Below are 23079 nucleotides of genomic sequence, written 5' to 3'. Positions count from 1 at the left end.
GAGAAAGCTGTTGGGAATTGGTGGGAAAGTTAGTAGCTCAGAACCAGAAAAAGTCCTTACTCAATCTGCTTCCGAAGCGAGTTCAGCGTGTGGACTTCCGCGACGCCTTCGTCATTGAGTTGTTCGTTAATCTTCTCGATGTTGTCGCTTCGACCGGAGGGTAAATCGTCGACCTTCTCTCCGAGTTTCTCGAGAAGTGTCTTGAGCGCGTCGTGGTTCTCCACGACCCAGACCATATCACCGTAGGCCTCTTTGAGGGCTTCGTAGTCCTCGTGGACGTGCCCGATGTGTTCTGGCGTCATCTCGACTTCGACGAGCTTGTTCCTGTCAGTTGGGGACTGTTTCGTAGGTTTCGAGAAGACGTCTGTTTTGTTTTCTCCGTCGTTGATGTCGCCGTAGAGCGTAATATCGTAACCCTGCTGTTCGTAGTAGGTGCTTGCGAACCTCGCTCCGAGACGGTGTTCCGCACTTTCATAACCCAACTCACCACCTTCATCCGGCGACAGTGAGTTCCCGTCGACGTACAGTTCGGCTTTTTTCGTCGGGATGTAGTAGACCTTGTTTTGGCCGATATTGACTTTCTCGAGGAAGTCCCAATCGTCGAGGTCTTTCGCCGCATCGCTGAACGGCAGCTGTGTCATCGGCTCGCTGAGACTGTAGTTCTTCGCCCCGTCCGTCAGCGCGTCGAAGACGAGTTCAAGGAACGCCTCATGCTCAGTCTCCAGTTCGCCGTCGACCTCCACCTCCTCTTCTTCATCGTCAGCCGAGGAGTTGCTACCGCTGAAGTCCGCCCCCGCCGAGGAGATGTACTCGGACTCCCGGTTGAGCGTGTGGTGCTCGCGGCTCTCTGCCCTGACCGATTCGGACATCGCAGACACGTCGAACGGCCCCTCGCTGTGCCCCGGCGGAATCGGGAGCGGTTTCAACGTGAGAATCTCTGGCTTCTGCTTGTGGAAGCCCGTCGACGGTAGTTGCACCACCCATTCCCCACGCCGTAGACCGGCGATTCTGTCCTTGATCTCGTCCGTGTCGAGATCTTCGTGGAACAGCGAGTCCGCCAGCATATCGTCGGTCGCGATGTTCCCGATGATCTTCGTGTTGACGTTGTTCAGGATTTCCTGGTACGCTCGCCGGTTGCCGCGTGGGTCTTCGCCGAGGACCTGCTCGGGATACTGCATGATGAGCCCGAGACTCAGGTTGAACTCGCGGCCCTTCGGCAACAGCGAGTCGTAGACGATCTCGTTCCGCGCGATGTTCGCTGACTCCTCGATGATGACGTTCGCGATGTAGTCATCATCGTTCGGCGTCCACAGCGACTGCACGGACGTCCACAGGTGGGAGAGGAACAGCACAGCGAATATCTCGCTGCTTTCCCCGTGGAGATTCCCGGTGTCGATCAGGAGAACCTTGTCTCCGTTGAGGATGTTCTTCAGGTCCAGCATGGGAACATCCGCTCGCTCGTACCAGCCTTTCTCGTCGTTCCAATGCTCTTCAGGAATCTCGAACGACAGCATATCCCAGATGAAGTCCCTCTCCTTGAGCTTCCGAATCCGGTTCATGACTGCGTCCGTCGTGTTCATGAACTGCCGCTCTTCCTTCTCCAGATGAGACTTCAGGAACCCGCGAACCTGCTCGTCTTCAACCAGTGGCAGTGCCTTGTCGATTTGTTCCTGGCTGGTCTCCTCGAGGTTTTCGATGGAGCGCCCGTAGTGCTGGAAGTTCTGCGCGGCGTCCAAGAGATCGCCGACCGTGAAGTAATCGGAGCCGTTCTTTTCGTCGAACAGCGCCTTGATGAGGTTCGTGAGGATTTCGTTCGCGACGAATGCTTGGTCGACCGTGTCTCGACCGAGGACGAACCGCAGGAGCTGGAAGTAGTGGTCGATGATGTCTTGGATGGCTGTTTCACGCTCACGACCAGCCGAGCGCACCAGCGGCCGCAGGTCGAAGAACGGAATACCGGGGATGTTGCCGCCCTCCTCAGGCACCTTCAGGTACTCGACGTCCTCGAGGTCTCCGAAGAGTGTCCGGTGGCACCGCAGGTAGTTCCGACACATCTCCCCACCCTTCGAGTCGATGAGAATGGTCGGCCCTTCCAGACTCTCGTGTGTTGTGAGCATATCGTTCAGGGTCGCGACCGTCTTCCCACTCCCAGTTGTCGCCGCGCGGATGTAGTGATGCGTCAGGTCGCCGGCGGAGAGTGCAAGCGCATCTCGCTTGTTGAGTTCCGTCCACCACTCGTTCACGCTCTCGATCGCACTGATTTCCTGCGTATTCTCAGTATCCTCGCGTAGGGCTGTGACCGCGTGGCCGATGGTCATCCCTTCCGAGAACTCACGGAACACTTCCTCGTTCGGCGAGGTCAGCGCAGACTGCGCCTTCGGTTTCCCGCCGGTCCCGCCACGGCTGGCCTTCGGGAGCGCGTCGATGGATGGAACCGTGATGAAGCTGGCGAGCTCCTCAATGTTACAGACGAGCATCGGCTTCCGGCGAGTCATCATCTCCCAGCCGTTCGAGTACGTGATGCCGTGGTTCAGCATTCGCTTGTACTCGTTCTCGTTCTGCCCGAGGTATTTCCCGTCGACGGAGTAGAACTGCCCACTCATCTGGTTAAGTGAGTCCTGTAGGTTTTCGGCGACCCGCTGGGACTGTGCTGCCGCACGAAGCGACACGTTGTACGTGTGGCTCGGGTTCTTCAGGTCGATTTGGGCCATGCGACTCTGCCCAGCGCGCTGGCCATCGACCTGCGAGTCCATGATCGTCCCACCGACTTCCTCAGGCGTATTTCCGCGATGCCGCTGGCGTTTTTCTTCATCAGAGACCCCCAGCACTGCGTCGAGGACACTTCGAACAACCATCCCAGCAGTCGTGTGAACACCGCGCTTGAGTCGGCCTTTCTGCCGTTGGGCTTTCGGCGACCAGTTGGCACGCGGCTCGAACACGACCTGAAAGAGGACAGCACCCTCGGCTTGGATAATTGTCTCGAGCAGGTTCGAGAGTTGGGAACGCTCGGTAGTCTCGGTGTCGAAGCGAGTGAGAACCGTCATCCAATCCTTCCGACATTCCTCGACGCCCTCATAACGAACCATGTGCGGGACGTCGTCGAAGACTTCCGTGATGTCGAACTGCTTCCGGTCGAACTCGAAGTTCTCTGGGTACTGCGAGCGTGTCGTACTCTCGAGGCGGTCACAGTTCGCGTCACCACGTTCACCCGGTCCGAGGAAGAACTTGAACTGGGCCGCATCCTCCGGCTTGTAGATGATGAACTCGAAGTTCGATACGCCTTCGATGCTGTCGATGTGGAGTTCCATGTCCAGCGGGAGTTTCCGCCCAGTCCCGTACCGGTGGAGGCCGTACAGTTCCCGAGTCACTGTCTCCGAATTCACCTCCTCCCGCACCGGCGTGATCTGGATATACTCCTGACTGGCTTCGATCTCCTCGATGAAGTCTGCTGGATCTTCTATTTCTCCATCTATATTTTTGCGCTCGTTTGGGGGAGTATTATGTGGCCCCTCAGATTCCTTTGGAGGGTTTTGCATAACCGGCGAAACAAAACGAATTATAATAAATCTCTCTTCACCCTCAATCAAATATAATATCTTATGTTATGAATTTGGGGGGTTTGTCGATAGTATATGGTGAGGTACCCTCCTAAACGCACGATTTCGAGGAACACCTCCTCAGGATGCCGATGGAGTATTCCAGACACTTTTTATTGTTTCTCTGTAACTCACCATGCCTGGTCCCGATCCTCACGACGCCACGAGTCGCGACTACGAACGGTTCGAGAAGGAACAGCTCGCCCAGGACCGCGATGCCGCCAGCGTCGACACGGCGGACGTCGACGACAGGACAGCCCAGAACCTGATCAACGACCTCGTCGACGCGGACATCGTCACTCCGGTTCCTGAAGACCACGTTCTGGTTCACGAGCCGAGCGGCACCACGTTCGACTCATCGACGCAGCTGGCCGTCTTCCATCGTGGCTGGACGGCCGGCCGCGACGCCGACGCGGAGGGCGAGTGATGCAGCAGACCCTTGTCGGCTGTGCGTTTTGCGACGCGCCGCCCGGAACCGAGACTGGCGCGGCCCACACCTGGGGGCAGGACGAGCGGGTCACAGCGGTGTAGGGCGGAATTACACGGCTTTAGCCGGCGGAGGAAGCGTGTCCCCTCCCTGAAGCATACTACCGACGATAGCACAGACTATTCCCGAACGGAGAAATAATAATAAAGGTAAGTACGTCAATGTGACGTGGATGACGTGGGATGTCACACGTACCGTGCGCGTTCGTCTTGACGTGCCCGACGACCGCAAGCGTGACCTCCACGCCACTAACGGCCGCTTTCAACACTGTGCGAACCGCACCAGCGAGTGGGCGTGGCGCTACCCCGACGAAGACTGTGTGACCAGCAGAAGCGCCGCCGAAGACGCGTTGTACGCTGACCTCCGCGAAGAAACCGATGGACTCCACGCGAACCTCGTCCAGAAAGCGATCAAACGCGCCATCAAAGATATTGACAACGCCGTCAATAGACTCGCAAACAGCGAAAACACCAGTCAACCCGAGTACGATACGTTCAGCATCGTCTACGACAAACGAGCTGCCACCTACTACCGCAACAAGGTGAGTCTCGCCACGGTGAACGGCCGTGTCGAGTGCGAGTACGACCTCCCCGAAAATCCCAAGGGAACACCGCACGGCGAGTACCTCCTAAACGAAGACTACTCCTTCTCAACCAGTACGGTCCACTACGATAGCGATGCCGACGAGTTCTACCTCCACGCGACGATGGAACGGGAACTTGATGTGGACAGTCCTGAGAAAGCCGAGGATTCGAGCGTCCTTGGCGTGGACTGTAATGTCGACGACCACATCGCCGCAACTAGCACGGGACGTTTCATCGGTAGTGCTGACTACCTCAACCACCAGCGCCGCGAGTACGAAAAACGGCGTGCTAGCCTCCAGCAAATCGGGACGCGCAGCGCCCACTTGACTTGCCAGCGCATCGGTGACCGCTTCGGGCGGTGGAGCCGTGACTACCTCCATCGATGTTCGAAAGCAATCGTGGAGGAGGCTCGTCGGCATGAATGTACGCACATCGCGTTCGAGAACTTGGAACGGATTCGAGAGCGTATCAGCGACGGCAAGAAGTTCCAGCAGTGGGCATTCAACGCGCTGCAAACGATGGTTGCGTACAAGGCGGAAGCGTACGGTGTCGTGGTGGACACATTGAATCCCCAGTACACAAGCCAGCAATGCTCGAAGTGCGGGTGTACGCTGGAGGAGAACCGCGACGACCAGCACTTCGAGTGCCTCGACTGTGGATATACATCGAACGCGGACTACAATGCGGCGAAGAACATTGCCCGGAAACTCGCACTCAAACTCCAGCAGGGGCAGAAGTCCCCTGCTGGAGGGGCGTTCTGTCAGTACGCCCTGAAGTCAGGGACAATGACCGTGAACGCGACTGCCGTGGCGTCCGATCAATACGTATCGGCAGAACGGGAGTCCACTGACAAGCCCACCGCTGAAGCGGTGGGTAGCTGACGTCGCCTGTGACAGCTGTGGACTCGTCGTCGACACGCTCGCAGCACTCACGCGATTCCGGGTCGAACTCGGGCATCTGGAAGGCCCGTTACAGCTGTGCGCTCGCTGTAGTCCGGGCGGACTCGCGACGTACTGGACGCGCGATCTCGAGGAGCATCTCGTCGCGACGCCGGCAGAGTGACCCCAACACTCTTTACTGATTCGCTGTAAACTGTAATCAAGAACGACCCGTGTCACGCACTTCAAATCGCGCCGACGGCGACATCGTCCAGGACTTCCTCTCGGTCGCGGACCTCCTCGAGGAGCCGCAGCTCGCCCAGCTGTACGCGTACCTCGCTCGGGAGGGCGAGGCGACCGTCCAGGACGTGATGGACGACCTCGAACTCGCCCAGGGGACGGCCTACAGCTACGTCAACCGGCTCGTCGATGCCGGCGTCGTCGACGTCACCGACGCCGAGCAGCCACGCCGGTACGCCGCCCGGGAGATCGACCTGACTGTAACGACGGCCGCCGGCGACCGCGAGTACACGATCACGCCGGCGCTGATCGACGCCGTCGGCCGCCGCGAGACGGACGCCGACATCGACACGTACATCGACCGCCACGGCGTCGCCGGCCTCGCGACCGCGCTCACCTACGCGGTCGCCCGCGAACGCGGCGAGGTGACCCACCGGCTGATGGCGGAGGATCTGGACATCTCGCCGCTGGCTGCGGAGATGATCTTGCAGGCGCTCCGGCCCGTCGTCCACGAGCACTACGATATCGAGGAGGGAGGGGCAGGACTCGACGAGTTGGACGTCGGCGACGCGGCTGACGACGCGTGAGCCGGCTCCACATCGCCGACACCGGCCTGTTCGTCGCGATGGGACAGCCGTCGAACAGCCGGTACAAGGCTGTTCGGCGATTCGCTCGCCGGAACGACGTCACCTTCGTCCTGCCCGAACGGGTGTACGCGGAGCTGACCATCGACGACCCCGACGTCGAGGCGCCACCTATCGACGCCGCGATCGACGAGGGCTGGGCGACGGTTGCGTCACCGCTCGAGTTCTCCGAGCCGGTCGTCTCGCGGGTGATGGATGGCGTCCAGCGGTACATCGCGAACGCCGACGACCGACCCGCCGACGAGGTCGAGCGGGCCGACGCCGCCCTCGCCGCCTTAGCTGCCCAGCACCTCAGTGCGGGGACGGCGACTGACGTGTATATCTACACGACCGATATCGCGGCCGGCGAGGGAGCCGAAACCGTGCTCGCGAGCGAGGGCTACGGGGACTCGGTGACGTTCGTGAACGGGTTCCGGTTTATCGAGGACCTGGTCGATGGCGACAGCTGACGCTATTCGGGGTCGAGGCCACGAGCGTCGAGGTCGCCGGCGAGATACTGTTCTCCCGTTCGCGTGATGTCGTAGACGCCGTTGCCGAGGTGGACGAGAAGGCCGTATTTGACCAGCGTCTTGCAGCGGGCATTGATGTGTTGACGGGAGAATCGGACCCGATCGCTGTCCGCCATCTCCTTCGGGGTGTCGGGGCCGGCTTCAGAGAGATGCTCTAGAATGCGGTCATCGGCGCGAGACATCCAGTCGGCGTCAAAGCGCATAATCGCTTGTGGTTGCGCCGACGCTATCCCGAACGCGCTAAGTCAAGTAGCAAAGCGCTGCGCTCCTGTGGTTGACTCCTAACGTTTTACAAGCCTGCCACTCTTAGCCCCGAGCGTTCAGATGCACTCCCCTCCATCGGACAGTTCGGATGGTTCGAGGGACCTCCTTGTGGAGATTATCGATACACTAGAGACGTGTGGACTCGAGGACGATTCCTACCAGCTCCACGATTACGTCGACCCCGATGCGCTCGAACAGTTGATCGACTCCGCCGATGAGAACATCGCCGTTCAGTTCACTGTCGAGGGGATCCCACTCGATGTATCACCGGACGGTGTGGACGCCATCGTCGAGGACGAGTCCCAGTCCGTCGGCGAATAACGACGTGCGGGTGCGAGATAGGGATCGTTCCTGAAAGCCCTCGGCCGCTCGACGTCCCGCGACCACCGCTGCGCGCCTCGTCCCTGCGGTGCTTGCGGGGTCGGGGGACGGCCGAGGCGGCCTCGCCCTTTCTGAGTCCGCCAGGACGGTAGATGCCTCACCGAGCGACGTAGCCGGCTGAGCAGGTGTGTACGTAGCGGCCCGCCCCGCTCGCCGCTGCCGCCCTCCGCGTCGCTCGCGACCGACCATTCCGGGCGTGCGGGCGCTCTCCGCACCGCCCGCGCCCGTTCCGGGCTAAAATGGATGTGCCCTCGGCGCCAGCGGGTAAGCGCGAGGGGTTGCGCGGCGTGGCTGCTCACCCCTGACTGTGAGGGTTCTAATCGAGGTGCCAAAGAACTGTGTACGAAATAGTTATTTTCGCCCCAAAACCAGCGAATCCGCTGGTAAGTAGATATGCTTACGTATCGGGTGGGGCTAAACTGCTATGCCTCTTGAATCAGAATTTCCTGTTCGAGTGACGGTTCGTACCAGATGTCCGCCTTCAACGCTATTCTTCCCAACTCGCTGTTTGATGCTGGCCACGGAAACGACATCTCTTCAGACGAATCTATTTCGAGATAGATCCGCGATGGCGTATCCCCTACTGGGACATTCTCGTTGGCTGTCTCAGCGTCCATTTCGAACACTTGTTCTTGAAAGTGCCCCTCCAAAGAATTTCCAATTCGAACTGTAATCGTATGAGAGTCCTGTGAACCATTATAGATTCCAAATTCATACTCTTGCTGCTGCTCGTCGGATATAACATCCGAACAGCCAGCGGTCAAGACAGTAAGAGTGGTTCCTGCCGCAGCCAGTAATGAACGTCTTTTCATACTTCAGAAGCTTCGTCTTCAATTTAAATGTCTTCTGGATAATAAGACTGCAACCGCAGAACACTGTACTTACCGATTCAATCCAAGTCTAACAACTGTTCTACGTAACCTCGTTCTAACTGTGTAGTGCGGTAGTGTTTTTGAGCGCCTGCGAAGGGTGCAGGCGCGTTCGGTCGTGCCTGCACAGCACAGGTGATTCGAGATGCAACACCACCACCAGCGACAGGTGTCCCGTCAACCGGAGGCGCGATGACCGATGGCGGTCGAACTGAACGAGATCGAGGAGGCTGAAGTCGAACTTGAGGAGTGGTTAGTCGAACAGGCCGAGAACGGTGTTCCGGAAATCGTCCTGATCGGGCTCCTCCGGGATTACGCGGACGACATCGAACAGCTCGGCTACGTGCCCCGAATGTGGGGTGAGTCAGAGCGGTGAGACGGACCAACACCTTCGAAGTCGTTCCACAATCGGAACAAGACGAGGCCGTCCTTCGACGCCTTCTCGATGCGTCAGCGATCCTCTGGAACCAGCTGACGTATGCGCGCCGGCAGCAGTTCTTCGCCGGCGAGAGTGTCTGGGACTGTGAGAACTACTACGACGAGTACGTCGACGTGTTGGGGTCGGCGACGACCCAGCAGGTCACCCGCGTCAACGACGCCGCTTGGCGGTCGTTCTTTGAGACGGTTGAGGAGGCCGACCAGGAGGTCAGTCCCCCCGGCTACTGGGGCAATCAAGCCGACGGGCGCGACCTGCGGACCTACATCCGCAACGACGCCTACACGATCAGTTGGGGCGAGCGCTCCCGGCTCGAAGTGCCCATCGGCAGCCAGCTCAAAGACGAGTACGGCTTCAGTCGGTTCGAGCGGCTCCGTGTTGCCGTCCGCGGTGAACCACACTGGCAGGGCGAGCAGGGCCGCCTTCACCTCACCTACGACGACGTCGACGAGACGTATCGCGCCCACCAACCCGTAACAGTCTCCGAGGCGGAACAGGCGACGCCGACGGGGACGGACGTCGCCGCGCTCGATATCGGCGCGAACGTCCTCGTGGGGTGTACGACGACGATCGGCGACCAGTACTGGTACAGCGGCCAGGAGCCGTTCCGACAGTTCCGTGAGACGACCCAGCGCATCGCCGACGCCAAAGCGAAGCTGCCGGATGGACAGCAGACCAGTACGCGGATCCAACGGCTCTATCGGAGGCGGTCCCGCCGGCGCGACCACGCCGTAAACGCGCTCCTTCGTGATCTGGTCGAGCGACTCCACGACAACGGCGTCGAAACCATCTATCACGGCGACCTCACCGGCGTCCTCGGCGAGTACTGGTCCGTCGAGGCGAACCTCAAAGCGCGTACCTTCTGGGCGCATCGGCAGTGTCTCGATCAACTCGGGAACGTCTGCGAGGAGTTCGGCATCGAGGTGGCCTCACTCTCTGAAGCGTGGACGTCCCAGACGTGTCCGGAGTGCGGGGAGCGCGAACGAACGCGCCGGCATCGCGAGACGCTGCGGTGTCCGTGTGGCTTCGAGGGGCACGCCGATCTCGTCGCGTCGCGGACGCTGCTCGAACAGGCAACGAACACCGAAGTCAGGCCGACGGCACGGCCCGTGCGGTTCCAGTGGGACGACCACCTGTGGTTCCCCGTCGAGGGGGACGTGGTGGGGCCCAACGAATAGCGCACAGACCCGCAAGGTGCCGCCGTGGTGTCACCGTGACACCAGCGAGCGGACGCTCCGTGACTTCGGAGTGGATGTCGATCCGCTGGTCGCTCGCTTTTCGTACCACTACGCAGTTGATCGACCCGAAGACTTTACCTCAAAACATTTGGTTATCCCGTGATTCAGACAGACTATGAGCAGTAAAACCGTCGAGACAGCTCGCTGGCTTGCCTATTTCGATAGGGTTGCCCGAGGGGTACTGCTACTTGGTGGTGCGTTTATTATTCTACGCACGATTGTCGCAAGCCTCCAGGTCTGTACTGCTGGTGAATCATGCCCCCCAATCATCACTTCTGAAGTCGTCGTCACAGCACTGTTCGGTGTGATAGTAGCTTACGCGGGATATCGATTTCAACCTGAGTAACGGAAATCGGGATCGGGGTTTGCTGAACAGACTTTGATAAGGCGCTAACGTCTCGATTTTCTCCAGTATCAAGCGTTTACGGCTCGCACCGCTCGCCGCATTCCGCCCTCCGCGTCGCTCGCGACCGACCATTCCGGGCGGTCTGCCTGCAGTAGCGGGCGGACTGCCGGGCTAAAGTGCATGTGCCCTCGACGCCAGCGGGAAAGCGCGGGGGGCTGCGCGGCGTGGCTGCTCACCCCCCACGCTTTCTCCGCTGGCCGCTCGCTCCGGGCGGGTCGGCGCGCGGTGCTGGTTGGGGCCACCTCATACAGGCGCGCTCTCGCTCGCGCCCAAGAGGGCGCTCGCGAAGGCGCGAGCGAGAGCGCGCAGCCGGTGCTGTCGGTCGTGACGTCGAGGAAACCGCGGTTTAGGGCCGCGGTGTCGGGCGCTGTGGTGAGCGCCTTCAGGAGACCGCAATGTCGAGTAACAACGCGAGCGAAAAGACGGTTTCGGACGGACAGCGTACAACCACCGAGGAACGCGGTCACGAGTCGACGGTCGCACACGAGCCGGCGGGGCGATCCGCCTGTCCGGAGTGTGCGGGCCAGGTGATCACCGAAGACGAACAGTCGTTCTGTACGGACTGCGGGCTGATCGTCGCCGACGAGTGGGTCGACCTGAGCCCGACGCTGACCGACCTCGGACTGGTCGGGGACGCGGACCAGAGCATCGAGACAGTAGACCCGCTGCGGACGGACAAGAGCCTCCACACGAAGATCGGACGGAGCACCGACGGTCAGGGGAATCCCCTCAGCAACGAGCAGTGGGAGACGGTCCAGCGCCTCCGGAAATGGCACCAGCGGATGCAGTTCGGCGGGACGCGCAAGCGGACAAAGCGGCTCAACGAGGGGCTGCGGGATGTCGAGATGATCGGCGGCAACCTGAGCCTGCCGGACCACGTCATCAGGCAGGCAGCGCAGCACCTCCGGAGCGCCTCGGAGGCGCGGCTCCCGGGCGGACGGATGGCCTGGGAAGCCCTCGCCGGCGGCGCCGTCCTCTTGGCCGTACGGGCCTCGTCGGTCGACCGGGACGACATCGACGTCGCGGTCGCGAGGTACACCAAAGCACCCCACGAGCGGGTGTGCGCTGCGGCGCGGAAGATCCGGTGCGAGTGCGGGTTCGACGTGCCGCTCATCAGGCCCAACGCCGTGATGGCGGTCGTCGACGCGCTCGATGCCGACGCCATCCCCGGAGCGCGAGCCGTGCGGACGTGGCGGCTGGCGCAGCACCTGCTGCAACTCGGCGACCAGGTGCCGGTCGGCTCGGGGACGCCACGGTGCACCGTCGCAGCGGCGGCGCTGTACGCGGCGGATCGCCTGCTCCCGGAGAAACACCTCACCCAACCGCAGGTCGTCGCGGCGGCGAGCACGATCGTGGCGACATCCCGCCACCGGATCGCCCGCTACAGTCAGGAGCTCGTCGACGCCTACACGGACGAACACGGCACCGACGACCCGAGTGTCGGCCTCGAAGCAGAGCGGGACACCCTGCGGTGAGCGGGGGTGGTCCCGATTTTTCTGTCGACCGCCGCCCGTGGACGCCCCGCCGCCCCGCCCACCGCTCCGTGCTCGCTCCCTACGGTCGCTGCGCGCGCAGCCACAACCTCGTTACCACCTGGATGTGGTCGCACCACTAGGGCTGAAGATAGGGTGTGGTGGCTCTGTTGAAATCCTTAAGGACTGACAGGATTGGCATACGAGATACAGAGGATGTAGTCAGCACGGGGACTGCGTTATTTTCTCAAAACGAATCCTGAATTAGCCGATAGAACGTGCCTGCGTATTGTTCGACTCAGTACAGCCGCCTACTTGAACAACTGGGACAAAGCATATACTTAGCACTCACCGTGTCTCATATATGAGACGCCGAGGGTTTCTCGCCGGTACCGGAATTACACTGGCTACCGTCGGTAGTGGGTGTCTCGGTGACACTCCTCCCGAGGTCTCGGCTACTGTTGAGATTGAATCAGTGACGGCCAATGACGATCCGGAGGATAAGGCGACGGTCACGGTGAACGACGACCACGCTACTGTGGAGGGGGCTTTTAGAGCGGACATTGACTGCGTCACGCTTGAGACTGCGGCGTTCGCCAGCAATGAGGGCGATGTGATTGTTGAACTCACCACAGAGACGACTGGTGACGATTGTGACGGCCCGGCAACGGTGGCATACGCCGGCGAGATCACGGCGAACTTCACTATCAACGATTTGGTGTTGAACCACGTCCATGAGGAGAACGACCGAAAGACGGTATTCTCGTATGAGCGGGGAGGTTAATCGGGTCGAAAGGCTCTGTTGAAATCCTATTCTTCAGATATATTATCGCCTGAAACGACTGGTCGCTAAAAAGTGCTTATACTGTGGTCAGTTGGTCCCGTTTTGTGTAGACAATGAGGGCGATGTAACCAGCAAACACTGTGTGTGCGGTATACAGCGTCTCTCTTTCAATCATGCCGGAATACCGTGTGACTGCTAAGATGAAGAATACGCCGTATAGGAGACAAGGCAGCGTAATGTATAGTGTAATAGCCTTCTTCGGGGTCATGTTGCTTCATTTTCAACAGCAGCATTAAAACCGTCAGATACGGGTGATTTCCACTTCGTCTATATTAACCACACCCGGGGCAGAATGTATCACTTCCTAAGGATTTCAACAGAGCCGGTCGAAATAAACAACTGATAAACGGTTAGACAAATCACAAGTTGTCTGTTCAGAACGTGCCGAGATTCCCCCGTACTGAGTGATTTGTGAGTCTCCTGTACTGACCGAATCGATCTATCTGGCTCTGTTGAAATCCTCAAAAAGTGATAGATTCTTCCCGGTTGTGGTCAGTACAAGAGATACAGGTAACAGACTGTTCAGGTGGGGAAGGAACGCCCTTTACCAGCGTGTACGCCGATAAGGTAGATGAAGATAACAAGAAGTTCGACCGCAACTAATCCGACGACAGTACTGAATATGAGTGCAAACCCCACTCCCAGTAAGAATACGGATATTCCTACGACTAACGGGGAGCGTGATCCATATTCTTTTGCCTCGGAGTAGACAAACGACGAGATGAGGGCTTGTACGATGAGGAATATCGGGGTTCCAATACCGAATGCGGGCATAGAAATTAGTTCCATCTAACTCTATAAGTACTTTCGGCGATGATTGGTCGTCACCGTTTGACAAAGAGATAAACGGTAATTACGCAGCTCTCATCGACCGGCTGTTTCAGGCAAGAATATGTCTGAAGAATAGGATTTCAACAGAGCCATCTATCTTAATTTCGTCACTGCGACGTGCCACATTCGCGTTCTGTATTCAGCAGGGCTCCGAGAACATATAATCAGTTGCGGATTTCAATAGAGCCGTTGTGGTTTGTCGGGCCCACAAGGGGGGGAGTGAGATCCGAATGAACGCACATCCATCGTACACGGTCAAGAGAGAAACCGCAGCGACGCTCCGCGACTGGCTCTTCGAGAACGCGGTTGAGACCCACGGCGACGCCGACATCTCCAAGCCGCTCGCCGAACTGGCGGCTGCCATCGACGGCGTGCTCGAGGAGGGGGCAGCGGCCGTCGCACTCGGTGCGTGGGCTCAGACGGAATCCCAGGAGCACTCAGCGCCGACGCAAGCCCACTCCCCAACACCGCCGGCTCGCGACACGCCGACCGCGGCATCGACCCCTTGGAGACGACCGCCGCAGCACCGGCCGGCAGTCCGGTATCGGACCCCCTTTGCGTGTTCCGTCTGCGGGAACTGTCGGGAGGTCGAACTCTCGCTTCGAGTCTGTGCGTTCGTCGACGAGTGTCCCCGCTGCGGAACGGTCGCCCGTTTTACCGTGTCTGGAATTCCCAGGCCGGTCAGGGATCGCTAAGGAGTTAGAGAGTGGGGCCAACGGAGTCACTCAGAGATCGCCAACTCAACGCTCACGTGGGAGTACGGGGCGTTCGTCCGGTCACGGTGGTGGTGGCAACAGTTCCGTGAACTCACCACCGCCTGTCTCCTTCATCATGTAGACCAATCACTCTGCGCGGTCACGACAGAGAACTCGGGAATCGCTCAGTACCGGTGAAATCTCGCCTTCTCGATTACAGATAATTTTCGCGATAGAAACAAGACTGATACAACCGTCGTCGCAACAGTTGAGTAATGCCCTCTCTGACCCGTCGGGTAGCCCTCGGAGTAATGACCGGCGTTGTCGGTAGTGTTGCCGGCTGTGCCGCACTTCGCAGTACGGAGTCGGGTCCGATTCAGCGATCGTGGTATACGGACGCTCGTGAGCCGTCATCTATCGCCATGACCGCGGCCAGGCACCTGATTGTCGGTTCCCGTAGTCCGTTCCGAGATCGACCAATCGTCGCCGGCCTCCGCACCCAGACTGGGGAAACTACCTGGACCGTGACGGTCGCCAAAGGCGAAAAATCGCCAGTCGGCCTCGGTAACGGGCGGGCGTATGCCATCTCAAAGGCCGAAACCATGGTCGCAGTCGATGCGACCACGGGGGACACCGTCTGGCAGCGCCCGCTCGCACCGATCGATGAAGCCGATCCAGGGGTCGTTGCGTTCGCTCCGATCCCGCTCGGTGACCGTATCGTCGTTCCGATCTCTGGCACCGAAGATGACGTCCCCGACCGAGTGGTCGGGGTTGCCCGGGCAGACGGAGAAACGCTGTTCACACACCAGCTGTCCGCGTCGTTGTCGGGGGCGCCCGGCGCGACGGCCGGTGGTGTCGTTGCGCCCCTCGTCGACGGTCGTGTGTGCTTGCTCACCCAGGACGGGACAGTCAGCTGGACGCGTGACGTCGGTGCTGCGCTGTCAGCGGTTGGCGTTGCCCACGGGAACGCGTATTTTGGTGCCGCGACTGAGGAGTTGCTGGCGCTGGATATCGCAGACGGGAGTATCGCCTGGCGTGGCTCGTTGGCGAACACGGTGTTCGCACGGCCGTTGGCAACCGAGGACCGGGTGTATGTCGGCGGCGCAGACTACACGCTCCGGGCGTTCGATCCGGCCACAGGCGAGCAGTTGTGGCGCGATGACCTCGCAAACGCCGTGACGCACGGCCCGTTCCGCATCGACGACCGCCTCGTGACACTAGTCGGTGGATCCCATCATATCCGCGGTCCAAGTGGCACCGTCCCGTTCTCCCCCACTGTGCTCTACGTTCATCAACTAGATGGAACACGCGTCCGAACGGTCGAACTCAGCGGAAGGCCCTTCGAGGACGGTGGCAGCATTGAGTGGGCGCAGGCGGCCGGTGAGACCGTGTATCTCGGGCAGACATTCGGGCTGACGCGGATCGCTCCGGAGGCGATCACCGATGCGTGACTCGACCCCACCTACCGAAACGCAGGCCCCGGAGCGACAGACGGGCAGGCGACAGTCCGGCCGGGCGGTGTCGCGCCGGCAGGCGCTCGCCTCAATTGCCTCGGTTGGTGTCGCCGGTCTCGCAGGGTGTAACGTACAGTCGCTCACGGGCGGCGTGCAACCGCGCTGGGAGCGTGACTTCACCGAGGCCTCGACAGCAGGTCCTCCAGCCGCGACAGCTGACCACGTCGTCGTCGGGGGACAGGATAAGCGACTCCACGCGTTCACGCCTGACGGGGAGGCAGCGTTTACCTTCGAGACCGGGGGACCAATCGAGACGCAACCGGCCGTCCCGGCATCGGGTGGCCCGGTTCACGCCCACAGCACCGACGGTGACCTCTACACCGTTGGACTGGAAGGAGGCGAGCGCTGGCACGTAGCGGGGCAGGCTCGCAACGGCTGGCTCGGGCGGCGGGGATCGCTGCTGGTCAGCATTGATCCGGTCGATGAGACGGTTGTCGGCTACGACGCCTACGATGGGACACGCCGCTTCCAGCGATCCGGCCCCCAGTATCCGGTCCCGACGCTCAGTGCCGCTGCGTGTCTGTTGCCAGTGCCGAATCCGGATGGGGAGACAAAACTAGTGGCGCTCGCGCCGGAATCCGGTGAGCTACTGTGGGAGTCGTCCGCTCGCGACAGCTATCCCCACGTGGTCGCTGCCGATAATCGAATCGTCACCGTTCGGGATTCCACTGTCCGGATGCGCCGAGCCGCCGATGGGCACGTGGTGTGGCGAACCGCGATCGCTGGCGAGGTGACCAGTTACCACGGGCCGCCACTCTGGCTCGGTGAGCACACCTATGTGCGGGCCGGCCGTCCCGATCGTGCGGACGAACTCGTTGCTCTCAGCCATGATGACGGGTCCGTTCAGTGGCGTCAAAACGTCGGCTACGAGCTTGAAACGGTGACCGCGACTCCACAGCGCGTGTTCGTCGCGAGCTCTGTCAACGATCCCGACGGCGGGATCCTGATCCGACTGGATGCGTTCACCCGTGATGGCACCCGCCAGTGGCAGACGACGACCGACATCGCGATCGGTGGAACCGTCGACACGCTGGCGCGTGTGGGGGCAGTGCTCGTCGTGGCTAGTGGAACTGAACTCGCCGCCTACGACCCCGCCAGTGGGACACGCCAGTGGCAGTACGACCCGGAGTCTTACCGAATCGGCGTGACAGCGGCCACTGACAGGCTATACGTCTCTTACCGCAGCGAGGGAGGAATAGCGCGCCTCCCAACGAATTAGGATGCCCTATCGGCATCTAATTGAGCAGCCGTACTGTCGTCGCATAGCGGCAGTGTCTCAACCACCCCGCAACCGTGTGCGAGGCGGACAGAGTTGGGTATGCCTATTCGCCGAGGTGTGAAACTCGCAGTCGTCTCCGGCGTGAGGCGAGCGCGAGCAGACGCTCCAAGTGGCTTGGGGTGGCTGTCGATGCCCTGGTCTCTGGCAGTTCAGCCATATATTCAGGGTGGACGGAGTAGAGCGTTCGACTATAATACAAACTGAGACCAGTTCACGAGAGAGTGTTCAGTCAGTATAGGGATGTCGCGAATCGCTCAGTACAGGACCAGTGCCTATCGAAATGAACCTATGACCGAACAGGAGGGACAAGACATTTGCTTGGGTACCTGCCACAATATCTTATGATCAGTCTTCCGGTGATCGGATTTGGAATTATATCTATATTTATAGGCGGGTTGTTCGCAGTGTATCCCCCTATTATGGATAAATACTATCGTATCGCGCAATCATGGGGAACAAAACAGACTGCGGCTGATGTCGAAATGACTCAACTATCGATTACTGTCGGCCGGATCGCGGGGGTTGTTATCGTGTTCTTTGGTATTAGATTTGTACTCCTCGGATTGTGATTCATGAGCCGGATCTCGTGAAAATGTACTGCTTAATATAACACGTACGGACTCTTTAGCGACCAGACGTTTCAGATAATAATATATCTGAAGAAGAGGATTTCAACAGAGTCGTAGCGACCTGCCTCGCCCACCGCTGGCCCCCCGCGTTGTTCGCGGCCCAGAGATAGGTCTGAGTTAGGCGGGTGCGCTGCTCCGACATCCGGGATACCAGGCAGCATCTGGGTCGGTTGCCCGGTGCGTGACTCCCGTACGTTCGGGGGTACCTCCTCGGGTTGCGCGCGCTCCGGCCGGCAGACCGTTCCTGCCGGGCCCGGGCTTTCGCGCTGCCGTTGCGTCTAACGACGGACGGGGCACGGTCACGGGACCGGGTCGGGCCGGGTGCAGTCGCCCGATACCGGACTCACCCGCAAGCGGGTCTGCGAGCACTCGGCCCGCGACCGGGTTCGACCGGAGCCGGACGACTGCATCTTCACCGGCCGGTGCGTCGGCGCTCCCTCGCTGCGGTCGCGCCGACGGCCGGCGGTTCAGACGTGGCCGCCTGCGCGGTCCGGGTCGGGCTGCTCGCCGCTCGGGCACTCGCCCTCGTCCCGATTTCCCGCCGGGCTGCCGCGGCTACCGGGGTTCGCCGTGCTCGCCCCGGTATGCCCCGGGTCCGGGCGTTCCTCGGGACCGGCTGCGCTGCCGGCCGGGCGTCCGCTCGACCTCGGTCGCGACGGGCTGTGCTGCCGCGGGCGTGCCGCACGGGGCGGGCGTGCCGCGCGAGGCGTTTCCGTTGCGTCTGGTGACGGACGGGACAGGCTCGCGCGGGTCCGGCCCCGCACGGGTCCGGCGGTGCTCGCCCGCTGCGTCCCTCGATGTGGCCGTATGCGAGGCCGTTCACCACCGTATACCCCCCGGCCGTGCCGTCTCGGCGCCGCCCGTTGCGTCTGACGACGGACGGCGGCGCCGACCCGCGGTGACCGGCTGGGTATACGGCGGTGACCGCGCGCTCACCTCGAGATTCACCCCCGCACTCGTCTGTGCGGGGAGCCGTCGGTGCCGCGCCGCGCCGGACAGCGTCCGGCGTGAAGGCGCGGCGCGGGCACCTCGGAGACGGCGTCAGTCGGTGACGAACTACTCAATGCCGTCGCTGGTGAGTGTGGGTCCGTGAGAACCCCCACTGTAAGAGCAGTGGGGCGGCGCGTCAGCGCCTTCGGAATCTGGTGTGATTCCAATGTCTAGTAACAACGCTAGCGGAAAGGTCGTTACGGTGGATGAACAGGCATTCGAGAACACGGACGAGCAGGCGGTCGATGAAGACGGCTTCCCGGTCGTCGACGAGACGCCGGCGTTCGAGGCGGCGGTCGAGCAGGAGACGCAGGCGAAGGTGGATGCGAACCACCCGGACGGGATCGCAGACACCAGCGAGGACCGGATTCACGGTGTCACTCTCGAACAGGAAGAGCGCATTCGGGCGCGCGAAGCCGAACTGGCGCGCATTAGTGCCCAGGCCGAGTTGGGCACGCAGGATAGTCGGGCGCAGCGCACGCGAGAAGTCGCCGCGCACGGGAGCAGGCAGCGCCGGCAGGAGTTCCAGCAGCGGGCCGCGAGCGTAGACCCGATGGCCGACCCCGAACGGGATGATCCCCGAGCGGAACTCTCCCAGGATGAACTGGCGACGGTGAACACGGAAGCGGACCGACTCGCGACGCGGTTGGCTGGCTGGTCGCGGGCGGCGATCAGTCGACGCCTGGCCGACGCGGTCGTCGACGGCCGGGACCTGACAAGCGCGGTCGTGCGGGTGTTCGAGGAGCTACAGACGGCGCCGGGACACGTGGTTCCCATCGGGAAACTCGAGGACGTCGATCGCAAGGAGGTGAGTGTCGACGGTCAAATCGAGGTGCTTTGGGATAGTGACTCTCCAGCCATCGCTCAAGTTGGCCTCATCGCAGACGAAAGCGGGCAAACGAAGGTGACGATCTGGGAGAAATCGAATGCCCCCTGGGTCGAAGAAGGTGAACGGGTGCGTATCCACGGAGCAGCGAGAAATTGGTACGATGGACGCGTCTCACTAGCCGTCACTGGCTGGTCAACCCTTCATTTCCCGGAGCGCGGCCGCTGGTGGGACGAATAGCCAATCGGAGCAGCCTCTTTTTTGCTGTGTGCCGGACCGACCCTGACCCCGCCGCCCCACCCTCCGCTCCGTGCTCGCTTCGCTGCGCGCGCAGCCACAACCTTGAGACCCGGTCTGAGATTTATCCCTGAAATCGGGGGAAACGGTGCGCGACCGGGCGTGTTTGTCCGACCCCACGAGGGGTGCGGGCGTGCCCAACGCTCGGAGCTACGCATGAAAGTCGAAGGAGACTACACGTGCGACATCTGCGGCGAATCGTTCGAAACGAACGTCGAGATTGCCGGCCACGTGGCAGGCCACAAGCGGTCAATCACACCGGATCACATCATTGAGGAGCTCAGACGCGTCGCCGAACAAAAAGGCCGAACGCCGATGCAACCTGAGGTTGAAGAAGAGACGGAGTTCACAGCTGGTGCCGTTCAATCAACGTTCGGGAGTTGGCAAGAAGGACTGCGGGAAGCTGGACTTGAACCACTCGATCATTCCTACTCAGAAACGGAGGTAATCGACGAGTTACAGCGCGTGGCTGAGATGCTCGGTCACTCTCCGTCAGTATCGGAAATGAAGGCACATGGGGAAGTATCTCCAGCGGTGGTGAAACGGCGATTCGGATCGTGGAATACCGGACTGGACGCTGCAGAGCTATCGACGACGAAATCAACCAAGGTCACACCGCAAGAAGTACTCACGGCAATTCAGGCTCTCGCAGAGGACCTTGGGCGGCCACCAACCGCCTACGAAATGGATAAACAAGGAGAGTACGCAACAAAAGTCGCACAGCGGCGATTCGGTAGTTGGAACGCTGCACTTCAGGAGGCGGGTTTTGACCCACATACGCGGCGAAATATTCCGGACAAAGAGTTACTGACCGAGCTCACTCGGCTCCGCGATGAACTGGGATATGTCCCCTCAACTGTGGATATGAGAGAACACGGGGAGGTCACGATCTACCCGTACATCCGACGGTATGGATCATGGAAGCAGGCTGTGGAGGCAGCCGGGATGGAATATCGCGGCCAGCCGAGTGGCCCAGAGCATCCCACTTGGAAGGGTGGTTATGGGGATATCTCATACGGCCCAAACTGGTACAAGCAGCGCAAACGTGCCCTAGAACGGGACGGCTTCGAGTGCCAGATGCCGGGCTGTCCCATCGACCGTAAGACCCATCGCGAGCGCTGGGACCGTGACCTGAACGTCCACCACATTACGCCGCTTGGCACATTCATCGACGCCGACGGCGTCCTCGACTACGAGCGGGCAAACCGGCTGGAGAACCTGATCACGCTCTGTCAGCGCCACCATATGCGATGGGAGGAGTTCGCCCCGCTTCAGCCCGATATTCGCTAACCGCACCCGGTGGTGTTGCTCGCCCCCGGCAATGGGTGGCGGGGCCACCAGCGATCCCGTCCCACAATGACCGACGACACGACACTCACGGCCCGTGAACGGCTTCGCATTCACCTCCGCGAAGCCCGCCGCACAACCGACTCCCCAAGCGTGGAAGCACAGCTCGACGCCGCGCTGGACGCCTGGAACGACCTCCCGCCGACACCGCTGCGGGAGTGTCCCGTCTGTGGGAAGGTCGGACTTCCAGAACGGATTCGACATCACAGGTGTGACTGAACCGGTGAGAGAACCCGTTTCGCCTTTTTCCGAATTAAACGCCATCGGCTCTATTGAAATCTACTACGCTTCAATAGACCCCCACGAATTTGGGCTGTCAGGAAGGGCCCAAGGCTACTACTTCGATCATCGCAACGTCCAACAAAGCTGGATTTTCTCGCTCAAAAAAGTGTACAAAAAGCCTATGACCCTGTCGAGTTCGAGTGATAGTATGCCCTCCAGACGCGCACTTCTCACAACGGGGGGAGCCATACTTACCACGGCACTCGCCGGGTGCTCGCTCGCACCGAGTGGCCCCTCCACGGAGTCCTATCCATCTAGTGCTCCGAACGTCTTCGTCGCTTTCGACTGGGATCCTGACCGGTCTACACTCATCGTAACGTTCGACCGTGGCAACCGCCTGACGGCCGAAAACACCGGGCGACTCCACGTGGTGACACCAGACCCCGAACGCGTAGAGACAGTGTGGGTCGACCCCGGGGATACCGACACGGTCTCTGAGTTCCCACTCACACCCGGAGCGACGCTGCGGCACAGGATACCGGCCCCAGAGACGACCCATGTAGTCTGGGAGGGCCCGGAGCAGCAGGACACGCTGGCGGTCGCTGAGTGGCACCCAGAGACGACTCGTTCGGAGGCTGGTAGATGAACCGCCGCCGGTTTCTCGCCGGGGCAGGCATAACGACTCTCGGGACGGTCACGGGGTACGGTGGTCTCCGGATTGCGGACATTCGTCCGTACGACCCAGCGCTCCCGACGGGTGAGTCGCCGCGTGAGTCTATCACGGCGGCTGCTCAACACCGCCATGCTGCCGACCACAGAGCGGTCACGAACGTGCGGGTGCTGGACGATTGGACCGGTGAGACGCCGTATGACCTCGATGTCCGCAAACTCTGGCATCAACCCTCCCGTCGACGGCATCTCCATACGCTGACGACATTTGAGACGCCGCTAACACAGAGCAACCGTCTCGCGGACGCCCCCGACAGGGAGTACGTCACGCCACACCAGACGTTATGGGCGCTCCTTCACTACAACCGAGTGTTGGATGACGGCTACGACCTTCCGTTGACAAACGTCCGCTACATCACCGACGGAGCTTGGCTCTATGACCACGACGCGCCGACACCAGCAGGAGGCGCTGTACGCGTCTCAGACAATCGGAGTGGACACATCCCCGATGGTGACTACGAGCGGGCCTCCGAGCCAGTCCGTCGTGATCTCGTCCGCCCTCACCAGACCGACTGGACGCGAACCGCTGCCGACGACGAGACCATCACCTACCGCCTCGTTGGAGCAGACGCGTACGCACAGGTCGTCCCACTGCCGTTCGCGCCCATATCGGGGTTCGGCGACTGCTGGATCGAGGTGACACTGGACCGCAAGACGGGGCGCCTTCGGCGGATCGTCGAGAATCGTGCCGTCGTCATTGATCTCCAAGATGGCGCTGGAGAGCGGTCGTTAACGTATCGCATTGAAACCGATATCGACCGGTACGGGGACGTACGCGCACGCCGGCCGGCTGGGAGCGTCAACGGGGACCTCGAATCGCATGTGAAAGCACTGCTCTTCGACTTGGTGAACTACTGATTCCCTACAGATAG

At 60.8% G+C, this 23079-nt stretch carries 20 protein-coding genes and 2 pseudogenes; 18 read left to right on the top strand and 4 right to left on the bottom strand.

All coding sequences use genetic code 11. The features are described from left to right. Positions 1 to 56: 56 nt before the first annotated feature. Complete coding sequence (locus C471_RS09880; protein WP_204365937.1) at positions 57 to 3536, bottom strand: ATP-binding protein; 3480 nt, start codon at positions 3534 to 3536, stop codon at positions 57 to 59. A 196-nt stretch (positions 3537 to 3732) separates the two neighbouring features. On the opposite strand from C471_RS09880, the gene C471_RS09875 reads away from it, so the two are divergent. From C471_RS09875 to C471_RS09860, 6 genes and pseudogenes are all read left to right on the top strand, one after another. Continuing rightward, entirely contained in the window at positions 3733 to 4023 is a 291-nt protein-coding gene (locus C471_RS09875; protein ID WP_004048621.1) for a hypothetical protein, read from the top strand. After that, positions 4023 to 4118: pseudogene (locus C471_RS18465) on the top strand (DUF7558 family protein); the annotation flags it as partial. The gene C471_RS09875 and the pseudogene C471_RS18465, both read left to right, overlap by 1 nt. 137 nt (positions 4119 to 4255) lie before the next feature. Further along, the gene (locus C471_RS09870; protein ID WP_049909237.1) at positions 4256 to 5548 is read left to right on the top strand and encodes an RNA-guided endonuclease InsQ/TnpB family protein; all 1293 of its coding nucleotides are present in this window, start codon (positions 4256 to 4258) and stop codon (positions 5546 to 5548) included. A gap of 1 nt (position 5549) precedes the next feature. Further along, positions 5550 to 5729 (top strand): annotated as a pseudogene (locus C471_RS16495) (DUF7558 family protein); the annotation flags it as partial. Between the two features lie 49 nt (positions 5730 to 5778). Beyond that, a complete protein-coding gene (locus C471_RS09865) occupies positions 5779 to 6372 on the top strand; it encodes a DUF7437 domain-containing protein (protein ID WP_004048619.1) in 594 nt (197 codons plus the stop codon). Continuing rightward, a complete protein-coding gene (locus C471_RS09860) occupies positions 6369 to 6878 on the top strand; it encodes a hypothetical protein (protein WP_004048618.1) in 510 nt (169 codons plus the stop codon). Before C471_RS09865 ends, C471_RS09860 begins: the two co-directional genes overlap by 4 nt. Before the next feature lie 2 nt (positions 6879 to 6880). Here C471_RS09860 and C471_RS09855 read toward each other — a convergent pair whose 3' ends face one another. After that, positions 6881 to 7141, bottom strand: a complete 261-nt coding sequence (locus tag C471_RS09855) for a MarR family transcriptional regulator (RefSeq protein WP_004048617.1) — start codon at positions 7139 to 7141, stop codon at positions 6881 to 6883. Positions 7142 to 7262: 121 nt separating this feature from the next. Here C471_RS09855 and C471_RS09850 point away from each other — a divergent pair, with 121 nt between their 5' ends. Beyond that, complete coding sequence (locus C471_RS09850) at positions 7263 to 7523, top strand: HalOD1 output domain-containing protein (protein ID WP_049909235.1); 261 nt, start codon at positions 7263 to 7265, stop codon at positions 7521 to 7523. Between the two features lie 482 nt (positions 7524 to 8005). On the opposite strand, the gene C471_RS17120 is transcribed toward C471_RS09850, so the two are convergent. Then, positions 8006 to 8395, bottom strand: coding sequence for a hypothetical protein (locus tag C471_RS17120; protein ID WP_152421885.1), 390 nt, complete (start codon positions 8393 to 8395; stop codon positions 8006 to 8008). A 256-nt stretch (positions 8396 to 8651) separates the two neighbouring features. Between C471_RS17120 and C471_RS17695 the strand changes: the two genes are divergently transcribed. From C471_RS17695 to C471_RS09835, 4 genes are all read left to right on the top strand, one after another. Then, positions 8652 to 8828, top strand: a complete 177-nt coding sequence (locus C471_RS17695) for a hypothetical protein (RefSeq protein WP_004048615.1) — start codon at positions 8652 to 8654, stop codon at positions 8826 to 8828. Then, positions 8825 to 10066 carry an IS200/IS605 family transposon protein TnpB gene (locus tag C471_RS09845; protein WP_004048614.1) on the top strand — a complete coding sequence of 414 codons (1242 nt, stop codon included), beginning with the start codon at positions 8825 to 8827 and terminating at the stop codon, positions 10064 to 10066. Before C471_RS17695 ends, C471_RS09845 begins: the two co-directional genes overlap by 4 nt. Positions 10067 to 10927: 861 nt before the next feature. Next, complete coding sequence (locus tag C471_RS09840; RefSeq protein ID WP_004048613.1) at positions 10928 to 12007, top strand: transcription initiation factor IIB; 1080 nt, start codon at positions 10928 to 10930, stop codon at positions 12005 to 12007. Positions 12008 to 12368: 361 nt separating this feature from the next. Then, positions 12369 to 12788, top strand: coding sequence for a hypothetical protein (locus C471_RS09835; protein WP_152421884.1), 420 nt, complete (start codon positions 12369 to 12371; stop codon positions 12786 to 12788). 582 nt (positions 12789 to 13370) lie between these two features. Here C471_RS09835 and C471_RS16485 read toward each other — a convergent pair. Continuing rightward, entirely contained in the window at positions 13371 to 13622 is a 252-nt protein-coding gene (locus C471_RS16485) for a sporulation control protein (RefSeq protein WP_080505585.1), read from the bottom strand. Between the two features lie 287 nt (positions 13623 to 13909). Here C471_RS16485 and C471_RS16480 point away from each other — a divergent pair, with 287 nt between their 5' ends. The 7 genes from C471_RS16480 (at position 13910) to C471_RS09805 (ending at position 23065) form a co-directional block, all read left to right on the top strand. Beyond that, a complete protein-coding gene (locus C471_RS16480; RefSeq protein WP_080505584.1) occupies positions 13910 to 14374 on the top strand; it encodes a hypothetical protein in 465 nt (154 codons plus the stop codon). A 422-nt stretch (positions 14375 to 14796) separates the two neighbouring features. After that, on the top strand, positions 14797 to 15825 hold the full coding sequence (locus tag C471_RS09825; RefSeq protein WP_004048611.1) for an outer membrane protein assembly factor BamB family protein: 1029 nt from the start codon (positions 14797 to 14799) through the stop codon (positions 15823 to 15825). Then, entirely contained in the window at positions 15818 to 17107 is a 1290-nt protein-coding gene (locus C471_RS09820) for an outer membrane protein assembly factor BamB family protein (RefSeq protein ID WP_004048610.1), read from the top strand. The genes C471_RS09825 and C471_RS09820 overlap by 8 nt, the downstream gene beginning before the upstream one ends. A gap of 1845 nt (positions 17108 to 18952) precedes the next feature. Further along, positions 18953 to 19852, top strand: coding sequence for a hypothetical protein (locus C471_RS09815; RefSeq protein WP_004048609.1), 900 nt, complete (start codon positions 18953 to 18955; stop codon positions 19850 to 19852). A 213-nt stretch (positions 19853 to 20065) separates the two neighbouring features. Then, positions 20066 to 21199 (top strand): homing endonuclease associated repeat-containing protein, encoded by a 1134-nt coding sequence (locus tag C471_RS17115; RefSeq protein WP_152421883.1) that lies wholly within the window; start codon positions 20066 to 20068, stop codon positions 21197 to 21199. A gap of 226 nt (positions 21200 to 21425) precedes the next feature. After that, a complete protein-coding gene (locus C471_RS17110; RefSeq protein ID WP_160163142.1) occupies positions 21426 to 22124 on the top strand; it encodes a hypothetical protein in 699 nt (232 codons plus the stop codon). Continuing rightward, positions 22121 to 23065 (top strand): hypothetical protein, encoded by a 945-nt coding sequence (locus C471_RS09805; protein ID WP_004048607.1) that lies wholly within the window; start codon positions 22121 to 22123, stop codon positions 23063 to 23065. The genes C471_RS17110 and C471_RS09805 overlap by 4 nt, the downstream gene beginning before the upstream one ends. Positions 23066 to 23079 lie beyond the last annotated feature (14 nt).

This window comes from Halorubrum saccharovorum DSM 1137 (assembly GCF_000337915.1).
Taxonomy (GTDB): domain Archaea; phylum Halobacteriota; class Halobacteria; order Halobacteriales; family Haloferacaceae; genus Halorubrum; species Halorubrum saccharovorum.
This window is presented reverse-complemented; position numbering and strand designations above follow the sequence as displayed.

What these genes read in the sequence shown, in the direction of transcription:
- C471_RS16485 (WP_080505585.1), bottom strand. Translation starts at nt 13,622, where the DNA reads ATGCCCGCATTCGGTATTGGAACCCCGATATTCCTCATCGTACAAGCC.
- C471_RS09835 (WP_152421884.1), top strand. Translation starts at nt 12,369, where the DNA reads ATGAGACGCCGAGGGTTTCTCGCCGGTACCGGAATTACACTGGCTACC.
- C471_RS09825 (WP_004048611.1), top strand. Translation starts at nt 14,797, where the DNA reads ATGACCGCGGCCAGGCACCTGATTGTCGGTTCCCGTAGTCCGTTCCGA.
- C471_RS09805 (WP_004048607.1), top strand. Translation starts at nt 22,121, where the DNA reads ATGAACCGCCGCCGGTTTCTCGCCGGGGCAGGCATAACGACTCTCGGG.
- C471_RS17695 (WP_004048615.1), top strand. Translation starts at nt 8,652, where the DNA reads ATGGCGGTCGAACTGAACGAGATCGAGGAGGCTGAAGTCGAACTTGAG.
- C471_RS09880 (WP_204365937.1), bottom strand. Translation starts at nt 3,536, where the DNA reads ATGCAAAACCCTCCAAAGGAATCTGAGGGGCCACATAATACTCCCCCA.
- C471_RS09840 (WP_004048613.1), top strand. Translation starts at nt 10,928, where the DNA reads ATGTCGAGTAACAACGCGAGCGAAAAGACGGTTTCGGACGGACAGCGT.
- C471_RS09855 (WP_004048617.1), bottom strand. Translation starts at nt 7,141, where the DNA reads ATGCGCTTTGACGCCGACTGGATGTCTCGCGCCGATGACCGCATTCTA.
- C471_RS09815 (WP_004048609.1), top strand. Translation starts at nt 18,953, where the DNA reads ATGTCTAGTAACAACGCTAGCGGAAAGGTCGTTACGGTGGATGAACAG.
- C471_RS09875 (WP_004048621.1), top strand. Translation starts at nt 3,733, where the DNA reads ATGCCTGGTCCCGATCCTCACGACGCCACGAGTCGCGACTACGAACGG.
- C471_RS17120 (WP_152421885.1), bottom strand. Translation starts at nt 8,395, where the DNA reads ATGAAAAGACGTTCATTACTGGCTGCGGCAGGAACCACTCTTACTGTC.
- C471_RS17115 (WP_152421883.1), top strand. Translation starts at nt 20,066, where the DNA reads ATGAAAGTCGAAGGAGACTACACGTGCGACATCTGCGGCGAATCGTTC.
- C471_RS09820 (WP_004048610.1), top strand. Translation starts at nt 15,818, where the DNA reads ATGCGTGACTCGACCCCACCTACCGAAACGCAGGCCCCGGAGCGACAG.
- C471_RS16480 (WP_080505584.1), top strand. Translation starts at nt 13,910, where the DNA reads ATGAACGCACATCCATCGTACACGGTCAAGAGAGAAACCGCAGCGACG.
- C471_RS09870 (WP_049909237.1), top strand. Translation starts at nt 4,256, where the DNA reads ATGACGTGGGATGTCACACGTACCGTGCGCGTTCGTCTTGACGTGCCC.
- C471_RS09850 (WP_049909235.1), top strand. Translation starts at nt 7,263, where the DNA reads ATGCACTCCCCTCCATCGGACAGTTCGGATGGTTCGAGGGACCTCCTT.